This window comes from Leeuwenhoekiella marinoflava DSM 3653 (assembly GCF_900129005.1).
GTDB classification, from domain to species: domain Bacteria; phylum Bacteroidota; class Bacteroidia; order Flavobacteriales; family Flavobacteriaceae; genus Leeuwenhoekiella; species Leeuwenhoekiella marinoflava.
Genome location: NZ_FQUN01000015.1, coordinates 1 through 18558, shown reverse-complemented (window position 1 = coordinate 18558; position 18558 = coordinate 1). Strand labels below are relative to the sequence as shown.

Genomic DNA, 18558 nt, shown 5'->3' with positions numbered 1-18558 from the left:
GTCTAATGTGTATTTTTGAAGTTATTTTTATAAAGAAGCTCTTGCAACACCTTTCCGCAAAAATAGGATTTATTATCTTACTGCTACTCATACTGGCAGGCTGTGATGCCGTTAAGCGCGTTCCTGACGGAAAATTATTGCTAACTAAAAATACCATTCTCATTAATGGTAAAGAGAACGAGGCTTACAACATCGATAACATCCCCTATCAGCAACCTAATGCTAAGTTACCGTTATTAGGTTCTCCTGTGCGCTTGTACATCTACAATTGGGCAAGACCCAATCTGGATTCTATTCTACAAGCAAAGCTGAATGATAATAATCAGCGAACTCTAAATTTCTGGTCTGCTGTTCTTTCTCGTAAACAGCTGGATAAATACATTGAATTTAAATTAGATGTTAACGATGTCCTGAAAAATTTTGGAGAAGAACCCGCGATTATTTCAGACAATTACACTAGGCGAACTGCTGATCGTCTCACTGAATACTACAACAGTAAAGGCTGGTTTAATGCTAAAACCACCTACTCAATCCAAAAAGATAGTTTAGAGAAACACGGTCAGGTTATTTATGAAGTTGCTACAGGTCAACCCTATATTATTGATTCTTTAAAAACTTTTATAAAATCACCGGCTGCAGATTCTATTTATGAAAAGCATAAAAATGCTTCTTACATCAAGCAGGATACGCAATATGAATTGTTAGATATTAATGCCGAAACCAACCGGATAACAGATTTAATGCGGAATAATGGTCTCTTTCATTTTGATCAGGAATTCATCAGTTTTGTGGGAGATTCTGTAAATACAGATCATAAAGTAAATCTGGAATTGAATATTAGAAACCGTGAAATTCGTGCTCGGGATTCAGTTTATGAACTTCCGCTAAAAGTGCATAAAATAAGTAAGGTTAATATAACTACAGATTATGGTTACGCCTTAAGAGACACTAAATATTCAGATAGTGTTGAGCTTAATGATCATCACTTGTATGCTTATGATAAAATACGCTACAAACCTAAATACCTTACGGATGCTGTCTTTATAGAACCCGGTGATACGTATAGTGATGAATCGCGTAATCAAACCTTAATACGCCTGAGTCAATTAGGAACTTTCAGATATCCTGATCTGCGGTTTTCTGAAGATCCAGATGATCCGGAAGGCACTGATCTGATTGCAAATATTATGCTCACCCCTTTGCCTAAATTTAATCTTAGAGCAGATTTTGATGTTTCTACCTCAAACATTCAGCGTTTTGGTATAGCCGGTGGTGGTTCCTTAAGAATACGGAATGTTTTTGGCGGAATGGAAACGTTACAGATTTCGGGTAGAGCAAGTATTGGTGACTCTAGAACAGCAGCAGGAAGTAACAGTCCAGAGCTTTTTGACATTACTGAAATTGGCGCAGATGTGAGCCTTACCATCCCGAGAATCTTCTTCCCTATTCGCACCAATTTTATCGCTCCAGAAATGTCTCCGTCTACCAGTTTTACAACCGGTATAGGCATTCAGCAAAATATAGGTTTAGACAAGCAAAACATTACGGGTGGGATAAATTATAAATGGACTCCTTCTGAAAATTTGAATTATCGTTTTGACCTTTTTGATATTCAATATGTGCGAAATCTAAACGTGTTAAACTATTTCAATGTATATGAAAACTCTTATGAAGAGCTTAACGACATTGCTCTGAATTACCCAAACCAAGTTACCGGTTTCCTTAACGAGAATGGAAATCTTTCTATACCAGATGGATCTTTAGCATTCATAAACGCAGTACAAAATAATGCGATCACTCTTACAAATTCAGAGTTTAGTGATGTGGTGAATATTGAAGAACGTCGCCAGCGTTTAACCGAAGACAACCTAATATTAGCAACCAGTTTTACCTATTTTAAAAACACTCGAAAAAATCTATTTGATGATGAATTTACCAGCTTTAGAGCTAAACTAGAGCTTGCAGGTAACACGCTGAGTGCAATAAGCAATTTGGTTGGTCTTGAAAAAAATGATGATGGTTCGTCTAGAATTCTAGGTGTTAAATTCTCTCAGTATATCAAAACCGAACTTGATTTTATCAAGCACTGGGATTTTGGTAATGATAATATCTTAGCTTTTAGAGCCTATGGCGGTATTGCTATACCATACGGGAATTCAAACAGTATTCCTTTTATACGAAGTTTTTTTGGTGGAGGCTCTAACGATAACAGAGCTTGGCAAGCGTATCGTTTGGGACCCGGGAGCACAAATAGCCCTAACGACTTTAACGAAGCAAATATGAAACTTGCTTTTAATCTGGAGCAACGCTTTACGTTTTTAGGAGATTTAAAAGGAGCTATTTTCACAGACGTAGGTAATATTTGGAATGCTCTAGATAATGTTAATAATCCTCAAGAAACCTTTAACGGCTTAAGCAGTCTTGAAGATATAGCTGTAGGTACGGGTTTTGGTTTGCGCTATGATTTTAGCTTTTTTGTATTGCGCTTTGATGTAGGTTTTAAAACATACGACCCCGCTCTAGCAGAAGGCGAACGCTGGTTTAAGAACACAAACTTTGCAAACGCCGTCTACAATGTGGGGATTAACTATCCTTTCTAATAGAATTAAGAGGTCAAACCCTAATTATTTATTAATTTTATGCCCTCTAACTAAGTAAACAAACAAATAATGAGTCATAGTATCAAACCGGGAGTTGCGACCGGAAAAGAAGTTCAAGCAATTTTTAAACACGCTAAAGAAAACGGTTATGCATTGCCAGCTGTAAATGTAATAGGCTCTAACACTATCAATGGTGTTTTAGAAACTGCTGCAAAACTTAACGCTCCGGTTATTCTTCAGTTTTCTAACGGTGGTGCTCAGTTCAACGCTGGTAAAGGTTACTCTAACGAAAACCAACAAGCGGCAATCGCAGGTGGTATCGCAGGAGCAAAACACGTTCATGAACTTGCAAAACGTTATGGTGCAACTGTAATTTTACATACAGACCACTGTGCTAAAAAATTATTGCCTTGGATTGATGGACTTCTTGATGCTTCAGAAGAATATTATAAAGAACATGGCCATTCCCTTTTTAGCTCGCATATGATCGACTTGAGTGAAGAGCCAATTGAAGAGAACATTGAGCTTTGCAAAAAATACCTAGAGCGTATGAGCAAAATGGAAATGACTCTTGAAATTGAACTAGGAATCACTGGTGGTGAAGAAGATGGTGTAGACAACTCTGATGTTGATATTTCTAAGTTATACACACAGCCAGAAGAAGTTGCTTATGCTTATGAAGAGTTAAGCAAAGTAAGTGATCAATTTACTATCGCTGCTGCTTTTGGTAACGTTCACGGGGTTTATAAGCCTGGTAACGTAAAATTAACTCCAAAAATACTTAAGAATTCTCAGGAATATATCACTGAGAAATATGGTGTAGAAGAAAACCATATTGACTTTGTATTTCACGGAGGAAGTGGTTCTACTGTAGAAGAGATACGAGAGGGTATTAGCTACGGTGTGATCAAAATGAACATTGACACAGATTTACAATGGGCATTTACTGAAGGTATTCGTAAATATTTTGATGCAAATGCAGATTACCTGCAAGCTCAGATAGGTAATCCTTCAGGTGCAGACAGCCCTAACAAAAAATATTACGACCCTCGCGTTTGGTTGCGTAAAGGAGAAGAGTCTTTTACAGCTCGATTAGAAAAAGCATTTGAAGATTTAAATAACGTAAATACTTTGTAATTTCGCTTTCGCGAAAATAATATTGAAACCTCAGAATTAATTTTCTGAGGTTTTTTCGACCTATACATTTAACTGGCTCATTTTATAATGTTGGTTTTGGTCATTTAGTAATTTGAGGGTGTCCCCTAACAGCAATTAAATCTCACGGTTGTGAGTAGCTTACAAATTAAAAAGCACAAATTATGGCTTGGTTTAAACGGAAAGAAAAAGGAATACAAACTGCTACCGAAAACAAAAAAGATGTACCCAAAGGACTTTGGTACAAATCCCCTACCGGTAAAATCATTGATGCAGACGAGCTTGCAAAAAACTTTTATGTAAGTCCAGAAGATGATTACCACGTAAGAATAGGTAGTAATGAGTATTTTTCGATCCTTTTTGATGAAGGTAAATACAAAGAACTAGACAAGAATCTTAGTTCTAAAGATCCATTAGGATTTGAGGACACTAAAAAATATGTTGATCGCCTTAAAGATGCTGAAGCAAAAACCGGACTTAAAGATGCTGTGCGAACGGCTGTAGGAAAAAGTTGTGGTAAAGATCTTGTTGTCGCTGCTATGGATTTTAAATTCATCGGTGGTTCTATGGGTTCTGTTGTAGGTGAAAAAATTGCACGTGCTGCAGACTATTCCTTAAAAAACAACGTGCCTTTAGTAATTATATCAAAATCTGGAGGTGCTCGTATGATGGAAGCTGCACTATCTTTAATGCAGCTAGCAAAGACATCAGCTAAATTGGCTCAATTAGCAGAAGCCAAAATACCATATATTTCACTTTGTACAGACCCTACTACAGGTGGTACTACTGCTTCTTTTGCAATGCTAGGAGATATCAATATTTCTGAACCTGGCGCACTAATTGGTTTTGCTGGTCCTCGTGTTGTAAGAGATACAACCGGTCAAGAATTACCAGAAGATTTTCAAACTGCAGAGTTTTTAAAGGAGCACGGCTTCTTAGATTTCATCACACATCGTAAAGAACTTAAGAAAAACATCAATCTTTATATTGACTTGATTCTTAATCAGGCAATTCGTAATTAAAAAAGTTTAGCCCTCTTTTGAGAATTAATTGTATCTTTGCCGGCTCAACGGGATAGCCTCGTTGAATACATAAAAACTATTTTAAACAATATTGGCATGTATCTTACTCAAGAAAAGAAAGATGAAATTTTCAGTCAGTTCGGTAAAGACAAAAACGATACTGGATCTGCAGAAGGGCAAATTGCGTTGTTCACACACCGCATCAACCATTTAACAGGACACTTAAAAAAGAACCGTAAGGATTTTAACACAGAGCGTTCTCTAGTAAAATTAGTAGGTAAGCGTAGAGCTTTACTTGACTATTTAACTAAGAAAGATATCAACAGATATCGTGCTATTGTTAAAGAATTAGGTTTAAGAAAATAATTCTTATTTTAAACGGGGCTGAGTTTCAGCCCCGTTTATTTTTAAAACTGATTGTCTCAACTTAATTTTTGAGCATTCAATAAAATAAAAACCATACTTTTGGTTAAAGTCCCGCAAGGGCAAAGAAAGCTATCCTTAGGTTTTTCATTGGTCAAACACTACACACAACAACACAACGACCCTGCCGCTAACCTTAATGGTTTGCAGCTAATGTTTAACAGTATCTTTTATAGATACAGATGAAAAATCAAAATATGATTCCACAAACTTTCAAAGAGGTCATAGACCTTGGTGATGGTAGAGAAATCTCTATCGAAACCGGAAAATTAGCAAAACAGGCACACGGTTCTGTTGTTGTTCAATCCGGTAAATGTATGTTGCTTTGTACAGTAGTTTCTAACTACAAGCAGAGTGATGTTGATTTTCTTCCGCTAACGGTAGATTATCGCGAAAAATTTGCGGCAGCAGGTCGCTACCCGGGTGGTTTCTTCAAAAGAGAAGCACGCCCTAGTGATGGCGAAGTACTTACTATGCGTCTTGTAGACCGCGTACTACGCCCACTTTTCCCTAAAGATTACCACGCAGAAACTCAGGTTATGATTCAGTTGATGTCTCATGATGATGATGTTATGCCTGATGCAATGGCTGGTCTTGCCGCTTCTGCAGCAATTCAACTTTCAGATTTCCCATTTGAGTGCGCTATTTCTGAAGTTCGTGTTGGTCGTATAAACGGTGAGTTTATCATCAACCCATCAAGAACTCAACTTGCAGAATCTGATATCGACATGGTAATTGGTGCTTCTGCAGATTCAGTAATGATGGTAGAAGGCGAGATGGATGAGATTTCTGAAGAAGAAATGACCGAAGCTATTAAAGCTGCTCACGAGGCTATCAAAGTTCAGTGTGCTGCTCAGATAAAACTAGCTGAGGCTTTTGGCAAAAAAGAAACACGGGAGTACGCAGGAGAACGCGAAGACGCAGATCTTGAGAAAAAGGTTTACGATCTTAGTTATGATAAAGTTTATGAAGTAGCCAAAGCTGGATCTTCTAAACACGAGCGTAGCACAGCTTTTGATACTATTAAAGAAGAAGTAAAAGCTACTTTCTCTGAAGAAGAGTTAGAAGATTTTGGTGATTTAGTTTCAAAATATTACAGCAAAGCGGAAAAAGCGGCTGTACGTGATCTTACGTTAAACGAAGGTTTACGTCTAGATGGTCGTAAGACTACAGAGATTCGCCCAATCTGGTGTGAGACAGATTATTTACCATCTGTGCATGGTTCTTCAATCTTTACTCGTGGGGAAACTCAGGCTCTAGCTACAGTTACTTTAGGTACTTCTAGAGAAGCAAATCAAATAGACATGCCATCTTACGAAGGTGAAGAAAAATTCTATTTACATTACAATTTCCCTCCTTTCTCAACTGGTGAGGCGCGCCCAATTAGAGGTACTTCTCGTCGTGAGGTAGGTCACGGTAACTTAGCACAACGTGCTTTAAAAGGAATGGTTCCTGCAGATTGCCCATACACTGTGCGTGTTGTTTCAGAAATTTTAGAATCTAACGGTTCTTCTTCAATGGCAACAGTTTGTGCGGGTACTATGGCAATGATGGATGCTGGTGTTCAGCTTAAGAAACCGGTTTCTGGTATCGCTATGGGATTAATTTCTGATGGTGAGTCTGGTAAATACGCAGTTCTTTCTGATATTTTAGGTGATGAAGATCACTTAGGAGATATGGACTTTAAAGTTACCGGTACAGCAGATGGCATCACGGCTTGCCAAATGGATATTAAAGTAAAAGGACTTTCATATGAAATTCTTGTTAATGCTTTAAAACAAGCTCGTGATGGTCGTTTACATATCTTAGAAAAGATCACTGATACTATCGCTACTGCACGTGAAGACGTGAAAGAGTATGCTCCTAAAATGGTTTCTGTACGCATTCCTAATGAGTACATTGGTGCACTCATAGGACCAGGAGGAAAAGTGATACAAGAACTTCAGAAAGAAACAGGTACGACTATCGTTATAAACGAAGATCCTGTAACCGAAGAAGGTGTTGTAGAAATCTTAGGAACTGGTCAAGAAGGTATCAACGCAGTTCTTGCTAAAATTGATTCTATCACCTTTAAGCCTGTGGTTGGAAACAGCTACGAAGTAAAAGTGATAAAAATGTTAGATTTTGGTGCTGTTGTAGAATACCTTGAAGCTCCGGGTAACGAAGTTTTATTGCACGTATCTGAACTAGCTTGGGAACGTACTGAAAACGTAAGTGACGTTGTCAACATGGGAGATGTTTTTGAAGTAAAATATTTCGGTATTGATTCACGCACCCGTAAGGAAAAAGTATCGCGTAAAGCATTACTTGAAAAACCTGAAGGTTACAAAGAACGCGCTCCTAGAACTGATCATAAAGATCGCGGTTCACGAGATAATCGTGATCGTGACAACAGAAATAGAGATCGTAAAAGAGATTAATTTCTTGATTTACAATTCAGAAAGAGGAGCCATTTTGGCTCCTTTTTTTATGCAATAATATTTTGAGTTTGATTCTCCACAAATCAAAATACTATTCTAAATTATATTCAGCCACTAAAAATTATGACTTATTCTGGGGTATTACTGCCATAAAACTGACACATATACAGTATTTGTCAGTTTTTCTGTCAATTTTGAGATGCAAACTTTTATGTTCTTTTTTAACATTTACTTAATATTCGCTCGGCAGCTACTATCTACAGTAGCTTAAGAAGCTTTTTTTTTTCTAAAAAACGATATACTCTCTATTTTATGAAGTCTCGTATGGTACTTGCAACTACTAAAGCGAACTAATTAATTAAAAACTATTTAATGAAAGTATTAGTATTAGGTGCTGGCAATATGGGACTTACCTACGCAGAAGGTATGGCAAGCTCTCCATTCTTAAATAAGCATAAGCTTATGATCTTTGATGTCTCACCTCAAAAAACAGAAGCTTTATCAACCATGGCTCAATTTGATGCTTATGATAGCGTTGAAGAATGCGTGCCAAAAGCAGATGTTATTTTTATCGCGGTAAAGCCCTACCATAGCCAATCTTTGTTTGAAAATATCAAGCCCTATATAAACCAAGAACAATTATTTGTTTCTCTTATGGCTGGTGTTACAATTAATACTATTCAAGAAGGATTGGGAATAAAAAAAGTGATTAGAACAATGCCTAACCTACCTGCTAAAGTAGGTAAGGGTGTTACTTCTTTTACAGAATCTAAAGAAGTAAGCAGAATTGAACTACTTACAGTAAGAAGTTTATTAGATACCACCGGAGCTTCAATTCATGTTGAAACTGAAAAATTTATTGACGCTTCTACCGGTATTTCTGGTAGTGGTCCCGCTTATGTATTTTACTTTATGCAGTCTATGTTAGAAGCTGCACTTAAAATGGGATTCTCTGGTAATGATTCTAAAGTGTTGGTTTCCCAAACATTTGAAGGAGCTGTAAAACTCTTCAATGAATCCGATTTAACTCCGGAAAAATGGATGGATCGCGTTGCTTCTAAAGGAGGTACTACGCGTGCAGCGTTAGATTCAATGGAAGATAATAATGTAAAAGAATTAATTAAAGAGGCTGCTTATGCGGCTTTTGACCGAGCAACGGAACTTGGTAAAGAAAAATAAATTTATGAGCACAAAACGTGTAGTTATAAAAGTAGGAACAAACGTAATGACTAACAGGAATAACCGCATTGTAGGCCCTGTTCTTCAAGAGTTAGTCAGACAAATTGCCGAACTCTATGAGAAAGGTTACCAGCCTGTATTAGTTTCTTCAGGTTCTGCGATTGCTGGTAAAGAAGTTTTGGGTGATTGTAATTTTAAAGATCCATCAACTAGAAGGCAAATTTTTTCTTCGGTAGGCCAACCTCGTATGATGCGTCATTATTATACGATGTTTAATAGCTTCGGAATGCATTGCGCACAGTTATTAGCAACCAAGCGTGATTTTGCACCAGGTAAGCATCGCGAGAATATGATCAACTGTTATGAAGGATTATTAGCAGAAGGAATTGTTCCTATTGCAAACGAAGACGATGCTGTATCCTTGACCATGTCGATGTTTACAGATAATGATGAGTTAGCAAGTTTAGTTGCAGAGCTCATTAATGCTGATGCTTTGATTCTATTAACTGATACTGACGGATTGTACACCGGTCACCCTGATGATGATAATTCAGAGAAATTGACTGAAGTTCACCCAGAACAAAGAGTTGAACAATATGTTCAAGAAAACAATAAAGCTGAAGGAGAAGGTCGTGGCGGAATGAAATCTAAGCTTAAAATCGCTAAAGATGCAGCTCGAAAAAATATCACATGCTACATAGCAAATGGGAAAAAACACAATGTGATTGTAGACCTTTTAGAAGGTAAGGAAATTGGAACAAAATTTTCATCCTAAATCGCTATGAGGTCTACTCCATAAATGAGTCAACCTCAATTTTCGAGTAATTATTAACTAAAAAAGTAAGAGTAATATGCAATTACTAAATTCAGATATAAAAAATAAAGTTCTTGATTCTATGATGCAAATTATAGAAGCAAGAAAAGATGAAATACTAGAGGCGAATAAAAAAGATCTAGAAGCCTTTAATAGAGATGACCAAGCACTTTACGACAGGTTAGTTGTAAATGATGCTAAGATAAAAGGGATGGTTCAGGCTATTCGCGAAGTACGTAATCAGGATGATCCAGTAAGTCAAGAAATTTCTAATGACACTCTTGATAGCGGGTTGAAAATAATCAACAAAACAGCACCTTTTGGCACCATAATGATTATTTATGAATCTAGACCAGATGTAACTATTGAAGCTGCCGTTCTAGCTTTTAAAGCAAATAATAAAATTTTACTTAAAGGTGGTAAAGAAGCTTTTCATAGTAATGTAGTTCTTGTTGATTGCTGGAAACAGGCCTTAAAAGAAAATGACCTTGATGAGTCATGGATTACTATGTTACAAATGAATCGTGAGGAAACTCAGGAATTTCTTAGAAATCCAGATCAACCTTTAGATTTAATCGTACCACGTGGTGGAGAACGTCTTATAGGCTTTGTAAAAGAACACGCAAAATGCGCTGTTCTCGTAAGTGGTAGAGGTAACAACTTCCTCTATGTACATCCTAAAGCGGACTGGGCAAAAACTATTGAAGTTATCATCAATGCTAAGACTGATAAAATTTCAGGGTGTAATGCTTTAGATAAAGTTTTAGTAGATAAAAATCTGCCGGAATATGAATTTCGTATCAAAGAATTAAATGAGATTTTAAAAGCAAAAGGTGTTGAAGTTCTCGCAGATGAAACGTCTAAAGCTGCTCTTGCTGATAATGCAGTAATACCAAACGAAGATACTTGGTATGAAGAATTTTTAGCGATGAAAATTGTTTTAGGAGCAGTTGAGAATATGGACGAAGCTATGCGTAAAATTAATACGTATAGTGGTGGTCACTCCAGTGCAATTATGACTACAGATAAAGAAGCAGCAACAATATTTATGGAAAACATAGATACGGCTGCGGTTTATCATAATGCTTCGACCCGTTTTACAGATGGCGGTCAAATGGGTGTAGGTGCAGAACTTGCAATAAGTACTGATAAATTACACCATAGGGGTCCATTAGGTCTTAAACAGCTTGTGACAAATAAGTACTATGTATATGGTGATGGTCACATAAGAGTATAATTAATTTTATACCTCAACACTAAATTTAAATGGGCTCAAATATTTGAGCCCATTTTTTCGTTATAGTAACTAAATTTAGGAAAATCATCAAATTTCAACTGATTGTTATTCAACTGTTAAATCAGATACTTTCCTAAACGTAAAATTAAACGTTATTCGCTATAAATGATTATTTTAGCATTTGGTCGGACACTTTGTGATCGACTATAAGTTTCTGAAAACCAATGAGCTCATTTATAGAACGCCTTCTTAATCACAGGGCAAGTAAAATTAAACCTGTACCAGTAAGAGAAAATCCTATCACGGATTTTTTTGAATACTTGTATGATTTAGGTACTTCTGGTGCTCGGCTTACATTAATAAAATCTAAAATTAAAAAATATGAGTTCGCTGAAGATACGTACATCAGAGAACTACAAATCGCTCAATTTTATCTTGAATTAGAAAACTACCTCATTCATCACGATTCCAGATATATAAATACAGAAGTAAACCTTCGTTCAGAAATAAAAATGAGTTTCCCGGATGTAGTTAAATCTGAAGCATTTTTGCCGCTATACCATTCAGGGAAAAATCAGGAAATCGTCATTTCAAGACTTTTTTTACTCATAATTCTTAAAAAATTTAAAGATGAAGATTTGGAGCTCAGCAATACAATTTCTTGGATTAAAACCATAGAAAGTCAATGTAAAGAACCGGTTAGCTCAGACTTGGTTAAGCAAATTAATGCATTTAGAAAAACAAAAGACGATTCTTTAAAAATTAATCAAGAGTTTGGTGAAATTTTTGGTCAAGACTTTGTAGACTCTGTCTTCTCTGCTACAAAAGAAGAATTCTTTAATTATTACAGGCTTATCCCTACAGTAACAAGCATTTCTGACATTATACCACAGTTATTTACATCTTTATTGCATGAATCCCATACTACCCTATTTTTTGACAAACCTAAAGAACCCTCAGTTGACAAAGAGCAGGGGAAAATTATAAAAGAGACCATAAATATTGACACTTCTAAAATTGATATTTTAGAAAATATTCTAGATGCCTATCTCCTTTTTGATTCTGACGGAATTATTAAAGATTGCAACAGTCGCGCTTCTGTTATGTTTGACTTGAAAGGAAAAGAACTGATTAATAAATCGATTTTTACATTATTGCCTTCGGCCGTAAGTCGGGATATTAGGTATGATATTTCTAATCTTTATAAAGGTTTAGAAAGTGAAATAATAGGCTCCTGTATAGAACTTGATTTATCTACCGAACCAAATTATACGTTGCCTTGTGAACTTTCTTTCAGCAATAATTTTTCTAAACCGGCTGATACGTTTACGCTTCTAATAAAAGATATTTCACATCGTAAAGATTCCTTAAAAGCTAAAATCAATGCAGAACGTACAGCGGAAGCAAAATCTACGTTTTTATCTAACATGAGTCATGAAATCAGGACTCCATTAAATGTTATTCTCGGCCTATCTGAAATTTTATCTAACGGAAATCTGGAAGATAAAAAAGCGGTCAAAAAAAATTTAGATGGAATATCTTTCTCTGCAAAGAATCTGCTTTCTATCGTAAATGATATTTTAGATTTCTCAAAGATTGAAGCCGGGAAACTAACCTTTCAATCTTTAGATTTCAATTTAAGAGAAGTCATATATAACCTAGCCACCGGTTTTGAAATAAAAGCTCGTGAAAAAGGTGTTCAATTTATTTCAGAAATAGATGAGCAGATCCCTGATATTGTAATTGGAGATCAATACAGATTGAATCAAATAATCACCAATTTAGTAGGTAATGCCATAAAGTTCACAAAACGTGGAAGCATCAGCCTAAACCTAAAACTTATTGCTAAAAATACCGAAAATGTAAAGATCAAGTTTAGTGTTAACGACACAGGCATAGGTATCGCTGAAGATAAATTAGAAAGCATATTTAATAGTTTCTATCAAGTTGATGAACCCGAGCTCGCTAAAATAAATGGTTCTGGACTAGGGTTAACCATTACTAAAGAGCTTATTAATTTACAGAAAGGAAAACTCGAAGCAACTAGCAAGCTTGGGGAAGGTTCCACTTTTGAATTTACTCTAGATTTTAAAATCAGTCAGCTAAAAAAAATGAAAGACATTGAGCAGGACTTTAAAGATCAAAATCTCACTATTAAAGGTCTGCGCGTTCTTGTTGCAGAAGATAATAAAATGAATCAATTCTACATCAGGCAATTATTACAAGGCCTAGATGTACAGGCTGATATCGCAGAAAACGGTGAAGAAGCCGTCGCTATTTACCAAAATGCTAAAACCGATTATGACCTGATTCTGATGGATATGCACATGCCGGTTATGAACGGTCTAGAAGCTATTTCCCAGATACGTCAATCTAACAAAGACAGTCTTAAAAAGATACCTATTGTTGCTTGTTCTGCTGATGTTTTCCCGGAAGCACGTAAAAACGCAATCAAAGCTGGTATTGATTTTTACCTGACTAAACCTTTAAAAGAAGAAGCTCTTAAAGAAGTATTGTATTGGTTAGTCGCCGATGAAGGAATGAAAACCAAACCCGTAATTGGCAATACCAAAACTGAAGAAACTACAGATGAATCTGTTGCGGTAGATATTAAAAATCTCTTTGAAATTTTTGATGGAGACAAAGAGTTTATAATTTCATTATTAGAAGTTTTCATTCAGGAAACTCCCGAAGATCTCAATAGCTTACGCAATTGTGTTACTCGAGAATATTACCCCAGAGCAAGCACCTTAGCTCATAAAATGAAATCAAGTTTTATGAACTTGGGCCTCACAAAACCTGGTCAATATTTACAACAAATAGAAGCCAATATAAATACTCCTGACAAGGTTGAAGAAGCTAAAAAAAGCCTAAAATCTTTTGAAAACTTATACAACAAAGTACTTCTTGATGTTAATCTTCAATTAATAAATCTAAAGAATAATTAAATTAACTCCTTACAAATTAAACAGTTAAATCCCTAAAAAATTACCTGTCCGAAAAGTGTTAAATTTTTCTAAAAACTTACACGTTCTTTTGTAACTTTTCCATTTGTAATTACGTATAACTAATATACCGCCACTCAAATTTCTTATAGAGCGATGCTTTAAAATTGATTTAATGTGGTTTGAACCACGAGTATTAAAGTCCTCTTACTAATTTTTTTTAATACGTAAAGTTTATGAGACAGCTTAAAATCACAAAACAGGTTACTAACAGAGAAACCGCTTCTCTTGACAAATATCTTCAAGAGATAGGTAAAGTAGATCTTATAACAGCAGATGAAGAAGTAGAACTGGCTCAGCGCATAAAAGCCGGTGACCAGATTGCTTTAGAAAAACTAACTAAGGCTAACTTAAGGTTTGTGGTGTCTGTTGCTAAACAATACCAAAATCAAGGTTTAACACTTCCTGATCTTATTAATGAAGGAAACCTAGGACTTATAAAAGCGGCACAACGCTTTGATGAAACCCGTGGTTTTAAATTTATTTCTTATGCCGTGTGGTGGATTAGACAATCTATACTTCAGGCACTTGCTGAACAATCACGTATTGTACGTCTTCCGCTTAATAAGATAGGTAGCATCAATAAAATTAATAAAGCTTTTGCATTTTTAGAGCAAGCAAACGAGCGTCCACCCAGTCCAGATGAAATAGCAAAAGAGCTAGACATGACTGTTAATGATGTGAAGGAATCTCTAAAAAATGCCGGACGCCACGTAAGTATGGATGCGCCTCTTATTCAAGGTGAAGATTCTAATCTTTATGATGTATTGCGTTTTGGAGAGTCTCCTAACCCTGACCGTGAGCTTCTTAATGAGTCCTTAAGTACTGAAATAGAGCGCGCTCTTGACACGCTTACTCCTCGTGAAGCAGATGTTATTAGATTATATTTTGGCTTAGGCAATCAGCATCCTATGACCTTAGAAGAAATAGGTGAAACCTTTGATCTTACCCGTGAGCGTGTTAGACAAATTAAGGAAAAAGCAATTAGAAGATTAAAACATACGTCTCGCAGTAAAATTTTAAAAACCTATTTAGGTTAGTTTTTTTTACAAGAATTCGTTAAAAATGGGGGTTTAAGGTTGTTTTTTTATAAATTGCACTAGAATTAAACCCCAAATAAAAGTATTTAACGTAACAACAGTTCATCATAACTGTTCGTTTTTTGATTGATGAATGAATCCCCGGCTGATTACCGGGGATTTTTATTTTATAAGATTTTATATCTTATGTACATGACTTACTTATTAGTTTATGTTGGCACCGCAAATAATCCTGCGGATGCTGAAATACTTAATGGTGTTATTAATAAAATTGCTGAAAGAAATAAAAAACAAGATATATCTGGGTTTTTATTTTATAAAGACGGTACCTATTTACAACTGCTTGAAGGCGAATTTGAAAAAGTTAATGCTCTATTTTATAAAATTGTCAAAGACCCTAGACATAAAAATGTGACAGTGCTTCTAGAAAATAAAATAGACCATGCTATTTTTAACGATTATGAGTCTGGTTTTTTGGTGCCGAAGGATAAAAACCAATATCAAAAGCTAAACAATTACCTCAATTACTTAAAACTGTTAGAAAATAACGAAATTGATTGTACAATTTCTATACTTGGATCTGTCATTTCTAAAATGTAATGGTATTTTTAACGTATTAAAAAATCGAAGAAAAACATATTTATGAAACCTACCTACATAGCCCCTTCAGTTCTTGCTGCAGATTTTGCAAATCTAGAACGCGATATTAAAATGGTTAACAACAGTAAGGCAGACTGGTTTCATATAGATATAATGGATGGACTTTTTGTTCCTAATATTTCTTTTGGAATGCCAGTTCTAGAAGCGATAACTAAGCATGCAAAAAAGACCATAGATGTTCACTTAATGATTGTAGATCCAGATCGCTATATAGATACTTTTGCAAAGCTTGGCAGTAATCACCTTACCGTACATTACGAAGCTTGCACCCATTTACATCGCACGCTTCAGGCTATAAAAGCTGCCGGCATAAAAGCAGGAGTTGCTCTCAATCCGCACACACCAGTTAGTTTATTAAAAGACGTAATAAATGATATTGATCAGGTTCTTATTATGAGTGTAAACCCCGGTTTTGGCGGACAGTCTTTTATAGATAATACTTACAAAAAAATCAGAGAGCTTAAAGAAATTATTATGACACACAATGCAAACACGCTTATTGAAATAGATGGTGGTGTCACTAATAAAAACGCTAAAGAATTAATAGATTGTGGAGCAGATATATTAGTTGCTGGCAGTTATATTTTTAAATCTGAAGATCCTACTGAGACTATTTCTAATCTGAAAGCGATTATATCTTAATAAAAAAAAGCAGACCGGATTCTAAATCTAACCATATTCGCTACGCCCCCTACAGCATACGAATCTTGTTTCTATCTAGTCACCAAATCTGCTTGTTTTTAAGAATGCAAAACTGCATTTTTAAATTCTCTTCAAAGAAACTAAATAGGTTTTGTAATACTTTACGGAATTCCTTACTGCCCCTAATATTTAACATTTAAAATACGTTTTTTTAAAAACTGAAAGATTTTTTCTTTTTTAAGTTACCAAAATTATGATGTTATTTGAAATTTTAAGCTAAAACCAAAAGGATCAAAATCCCATACAAAAGGCAGCATAAAATAAACCAAAATGGTAAGGATTAGTATCGAAAATATATTCATCCAAACCCCGGCTTTTACCATATCCGGGATGCGTAAATAACCAGAACCAAATACCACTGCATTAGGTGGCGTTGCTACCGGAAGCATAAATGCACAAGAAGCCGCAACAGTTGTCGCTACTAAAAGCATATAAGGGTTCAAATTAAGTTCTAATGCAATAGGAGCTAAAATGGGCAATAGCATCGCTGTTGTTGCCAAGTTAGAGGTCAATTCAGTAATAAAGTTAACACTGAATATTACGATTAAGACTAACAAAAATAAAGGCAGACTTTCTAAAAGTGTCATTTGTAAACCAAACCATTTTGCTAAGCCAGTCTCTTCAAAACCAGAAGCTAAAGCCATTCCACCACCAAAAAGTAGAATAATTCCCCATGGCATCTTAACGGCTTCTTCCCAATTGAGAATTCTCTTTTCTGAACTGCCCAGTGTTAGTGTAAATAATAAAATCCCTGCGGCTATAGCTATTATGGTATCGTCTATTCCCGGGAATATTTTTTCTAATAAAAAAGAACGGGTGATCCAGCATATAGCTGTACCTATAAATACTGCCGTAACAATTTTTTCCTCCTTTTTTACAGGTCCTAGTTCTTTTATTAATCTATTGATTTCTTGCTTTCCGCCAGGAAATTCTTTCTGCTTAAATTGAAATGCAATATTTGTTAAATAAAACCAACAAATCCCCAATAGTAAAATAGATATAGGTAAACCGAATTTAAACCACTGAAAAAAACTAATATCTATATTATATACCTCTTGAATATATCCTGCAAATACTAAATTAGGAGGCGTACCTATCAGAGTTGCCATTCCTCCTATTGATGCACTGTATGCTATACCCAGCATCAGAGCTTTACCAAAAAGCTTATTTTCATTTTCAAGTGTATTGGGATTGTCTCTTAATTGCGCTACTATAGACATCCCAATAGGAAGCATCATTACTGAAGTCGCTGTATTAGATATCCACATTGATAAGAAGGCAGTGGCTACCATAAAACCTAAGATTATGCGCTTAACATTAGTACCTATAAATTTTATAATATGTAAGGCTATCCTCTTATGCAATCCCCATTTTTCTATCGCAATTGCCAATATAAAACCACCCATATAGAGAAAAACATATTTATGACCGTAAGAAGCGGTAGTTGTTGAAATATCAAGTGCTCCAGTTAACGGAAATAAAACAATAGGAAGCAATGCCGTTACAGCTATTGGTACTGCTTCGGTAACCCACCAGATAGCAATCCATAAGGTAGCTGTTAAAATATCATATGCAGAATCTGACATCCCGGCCGGCGGGTCAAACTGTTGAAAAATAACAAATAGTAATGGAGCTATTATTAGAAAGACAATCTTATTTACCTTCATTAATTAAAGTTTACTAAATATTTTGAGATTGAATAGGACTCTATTTTGCATCAAAATACAGCATTTATTTAAATGTATCGCTGATAGAACGAGAAGTAATTTTAGTTTGCTTTTTAGATAAGAACAGCAATAGAATTGAACAAAAAGCAGACCATCTTACTTTAAAACAAGCATCAGCCCCCTACAGCTGGTGCACACAAGTATAGATAAGTCTGCTTATAAATTATTATTAAAGATACTAACTCATGTTTCCTGAAGCATGTTTTTAACAAAAAAACAAGTATATCCCTAACCTATTAATAAAAGCAACAGTTTATAAAAACTAAGAGGCTGTCTAAAAAGTCAAGACAGCCTCTTTTTTTTATGGATTTATTCTGAATATGTTTTACTTTCATGGTATGAAAGCAAAACCTGTTTGGAAGACCGACCATCAGTCTCAGTTGAGCCTGCTTCCGCCTAGTTATGATGATTTTGTACCGCAGAACCATCCTGTACGTATAGTAAATGCGATTGTCAACCGGATCGATATAAGTTCCATTGAGGTCACTTATAAAGGCGGTGGTACATCAAGCTATCATCCCCGTGCACTGCTTAAGATACTGATCTATGCTTACCTTCGCAACCTGTATTCCTC

The 18558-nt window shown here is 35.5% G+C and carries 13 protein-coding genes and 1 pseudogene; 13 read left to right on the top strand and 1 reads right to left on the bottom strand.

The window, feature by feature from the left end; all coding sequences use genetic code 11:
- Window positions 1–5: 5 nt before the first annotated feature.
- From tamL to rpe, 12 genes are all read left to right on the top strand, one after another.
- Window positions 6–2600 (top strand): translocation and assembly module lipoprotein TamL, encoded by a 2595-nt coding sequence (gene tamL, locus BUB91_RS13895; protein WP_073099897.1) that lies wholly within the window; start codon window positions 6–8, stop codon window positions 2598–2600.
- Window positions 2601–2669: 69 nt separating this feature from the next.
- Window positions 2670–3737 (top strand): class II fructose-bisphosphate aldolase, encoded by a 1068-nt coding sequence (gene fbaA, locus BUB91_RS13890; protein WP_073099896.1) that lies wholly within the window; start codon window positions 2670–2672, stop codon window positions 3735–3737.
- A 182-nt stretch (window positions 3738–3919) separates the two neighbouring features.
- On the top strand, window positions 3920–4777 hold the full coding sequence (gene accD / locus BUB91_RS13885) for an acetyl-CoA carboxylase, carboxyltransferase subunit beta (protein ID WP_073099895.1): 858 nt from the start codon (window positions 3920–3922) through the stop codon (window positions 4775–4777).
- Between the two features lie 96 nt (window positions 4778–4873).
- The gene (rpsO, locus tag BUB91_RS13880) at window positions 4874–5143 is read left to right on the top strand and encodes a 30S ribosomal protein S15 (RefSeq protein WP_073099894.1); all 270 of its coding nucleotides are present in this window, start codon (window positions 4874–4876) and stop codon (window positions 5141–5143) included.
- 254 nt (window positions 5144–5397) lie between these two features.
- Window positions 5398–7620: a polyribonucleotide nucleotidyltransferase gene (locus BUB91_RS13875; RefSeq protein ID WP_073100003.1), complete on the top strand. Its 2223-nt coding sequence runs from the start codon at window positions 5398–5400 to the stop codon at window positions 7618–7620.
- Between the two features lie 372 nt (window positions 7621–7992).
- Window positions 7993–8799, top strand: coding sequence for a pyrroline-5-carboxylate reductase (gene proC, locus BUB91_RS13870; RefSeq protein WP_073099893.1), 807 nt, complete (start codon window positions 7993–7995; stop codon window positions 8797–8799).
- Window positions 8800–8803: 4 nt separating this feature from the next.
- Window positions 8804–9574 carry a glutamate 5-kinase gene (gene proB, locus BUB91_RS13865; protein ID WP_073100002.1) on the top strand — a complete coding sequence of 257 codons (771 nt, stop codon included), beginning with the start codon at window positions 8804–8806 and terminating at the stop codon, window positions 9572–9574.
- Between the two features lie 76 nt (window positions 9575–9650).
- Window positions 9651–10850, top strand: a complete 1200-nt coding sequence (locus BUB91_RS13860; RefSeq protein WP_073099892.1) for a glutamate-5-semialdehyde dehydrogenase — start codon at window positions 9651–9653, stop codon at window positions 10848–10850.
- Window positions 10851–11074: 224 nt separating this feature from the next.
- The gene (locus BUB91_RS13855; RefSeq protein WP_073099891.1) at window positions 11075–13798 is read left to right on the top strand and encodes a response regulator; all 2724 of its coding nucleotides are present in this window, start codon (window positions 11075–11077) and stop codon (window positions 13796–13798) included.
- A 233-nt stretch (window positions 13799–14031) separates the two neighbouring features.
- A complete protein-coding gene (locus BUB91_RS13850) occupies window positions 14032–14895 on the top strand; it encodes a sigma-70 family RNA polymerase sigma factor (RefSeq protein WP_073099890.1) in 864 nt (287 codons plus the stop codon).
- A gap of 192 nt (window positions 14896–15087) precedes the next feature.
- The gene (locus tag BUB91_RS13845) at window positions 15088–15495 is read left to right on the top strand and encodes a BLUF domain-containing protein (protein WP_164917865.1); all 408 of its coding nucleotides are present in this window, start codon (window positions 15088–15090) and stop codon (window positions 15493–15495) included.
- 42 nt (window positions 15496–15537) lie between these two features.
- Window positions 15538–16197, top strand: coding sequence for a ribulose-phosphate 3-epimerase (gene rpe, locus BUB91_RS13840; protein ID WP_073099888.1), 660 nt, complete (start codon window positions 15538–15540; stop codon window positions 16195–16197).
- A gap of 251 nt (window positions 16198–16448) precedes the next feature.
- Here the strand turns inward: rpe and BUB91_RS13835 are convergent, their stop codons facing one another.
- Window positions 16449–17924: an SLC13 family permease gene (locus BUB91_RS13835; RefSeq protein ID WP_073099887.1), complete on the bottom strand. Its 1476-nt coding sequence runs from the start codon at window positions 17922–17924 to the stop codon at window positions 16449–16451.
- A gap of 380 nt (window positions 17925–18304) precedes the next feature.
- Between BUB91_RS13835 and BUB91_RS21570 the strand changes: the two are divergent.
- Window positions 18305–18558: pseudogene (locus tag BUB91_RS21570) on the top strand (IS5/IS1182 family transposase); the annotation flags it as partial.

Excerpts from the sequence above, each read along its gene's own strand:
- tamL (WP_073099897.1), top strand. The coding sequence starts at position 6 with ATGTGTATTTTTGAAGTTATTTTTATAAAGAAGCTCTTGCAACACCTT.
- fbaA (WP_073099896.1), top strand. The coding sequence starts at position 2,670 with ATGAGTCATAGTATCAAACCGGGAGTTGCGACCGGAAAAGAAGTTCAA.
- accD (WP_073099895.1), top strand. The coding sequence starts at position 3,920 with ATGGCTTGGTTTAAACGGAAAGAAAAAGGAATACAAACTGCTACCGAA.
- rpsO (WP_073099894.1), top strand. The coding sequence starts at position 4,874 with ATGTATCTTACTCAAGAAAAGAAAGATGAAATTTTCAGTCAGTTCGGT.
- BUB91_RS13875 (WP_073100003.1), top strand. The coding sequence starts at position 5,398 with ATGATTCCACAAACTTTCAAAGAGGTCATAGACCTTGGTGATGGTAGA.
- proC (WP_073099893.1), top strand. The coding sequence starts at position 7,993 with ATGAAAGTATTAGTATTAGGTGCTGGCAATATGGGACTTACCTACGCA.
- proB (WP_073100002.1), top strand. The coding sequence starts at position 8,804 with ATGAGCACAAAACGTGTAGTTATAAAAGTAGGAACAAACGTAATGACT.
- BUB91_RS13860 (WP_073099892.1), top strand. The coding sequence starts at position 9,651 with ATGCAATTACTAAATTCAGATATAAAAAATAAAGTTCTTGATTCTATG.
- BUB91_RS13855 (WP_073099891.1), top strand. The coding sequence starts at position 11,075 with ATGAGCTCATTTATAGAACGCCTTCTTAATCACAGGGCAAGTAAAATT.
- BUB91_RS13850 (WP_073099890.1), top strand. The coding sequence starts at position 14,032 with ATGAGACAGCTTAAAATCACAAAACAGGTTACTAACAGAGAAACCGCT.
- BUB91_RS13845 (WP_164917865.1), top strand. The coding sequence starts at position 15,088 with ATGACTTACTTATTAGTTTATGTTGGCACCGCAAATAATCCTGCGGAT.
- rpe (WP_073099888.1), top strand. The coding sequence starts at position 15,538 with ATGAAACCTACCTACATAGCCCCTTCAGTTCTTGCTGCAGATTTTGCA.
- BUB91_RS13835 (WP_073099887.1), bottom strand. The coding sequence starts at position 17,924 with ATGAAGGTAAATAAGATTGTCTTTCTAATAATAGCTCCATTACTATTT.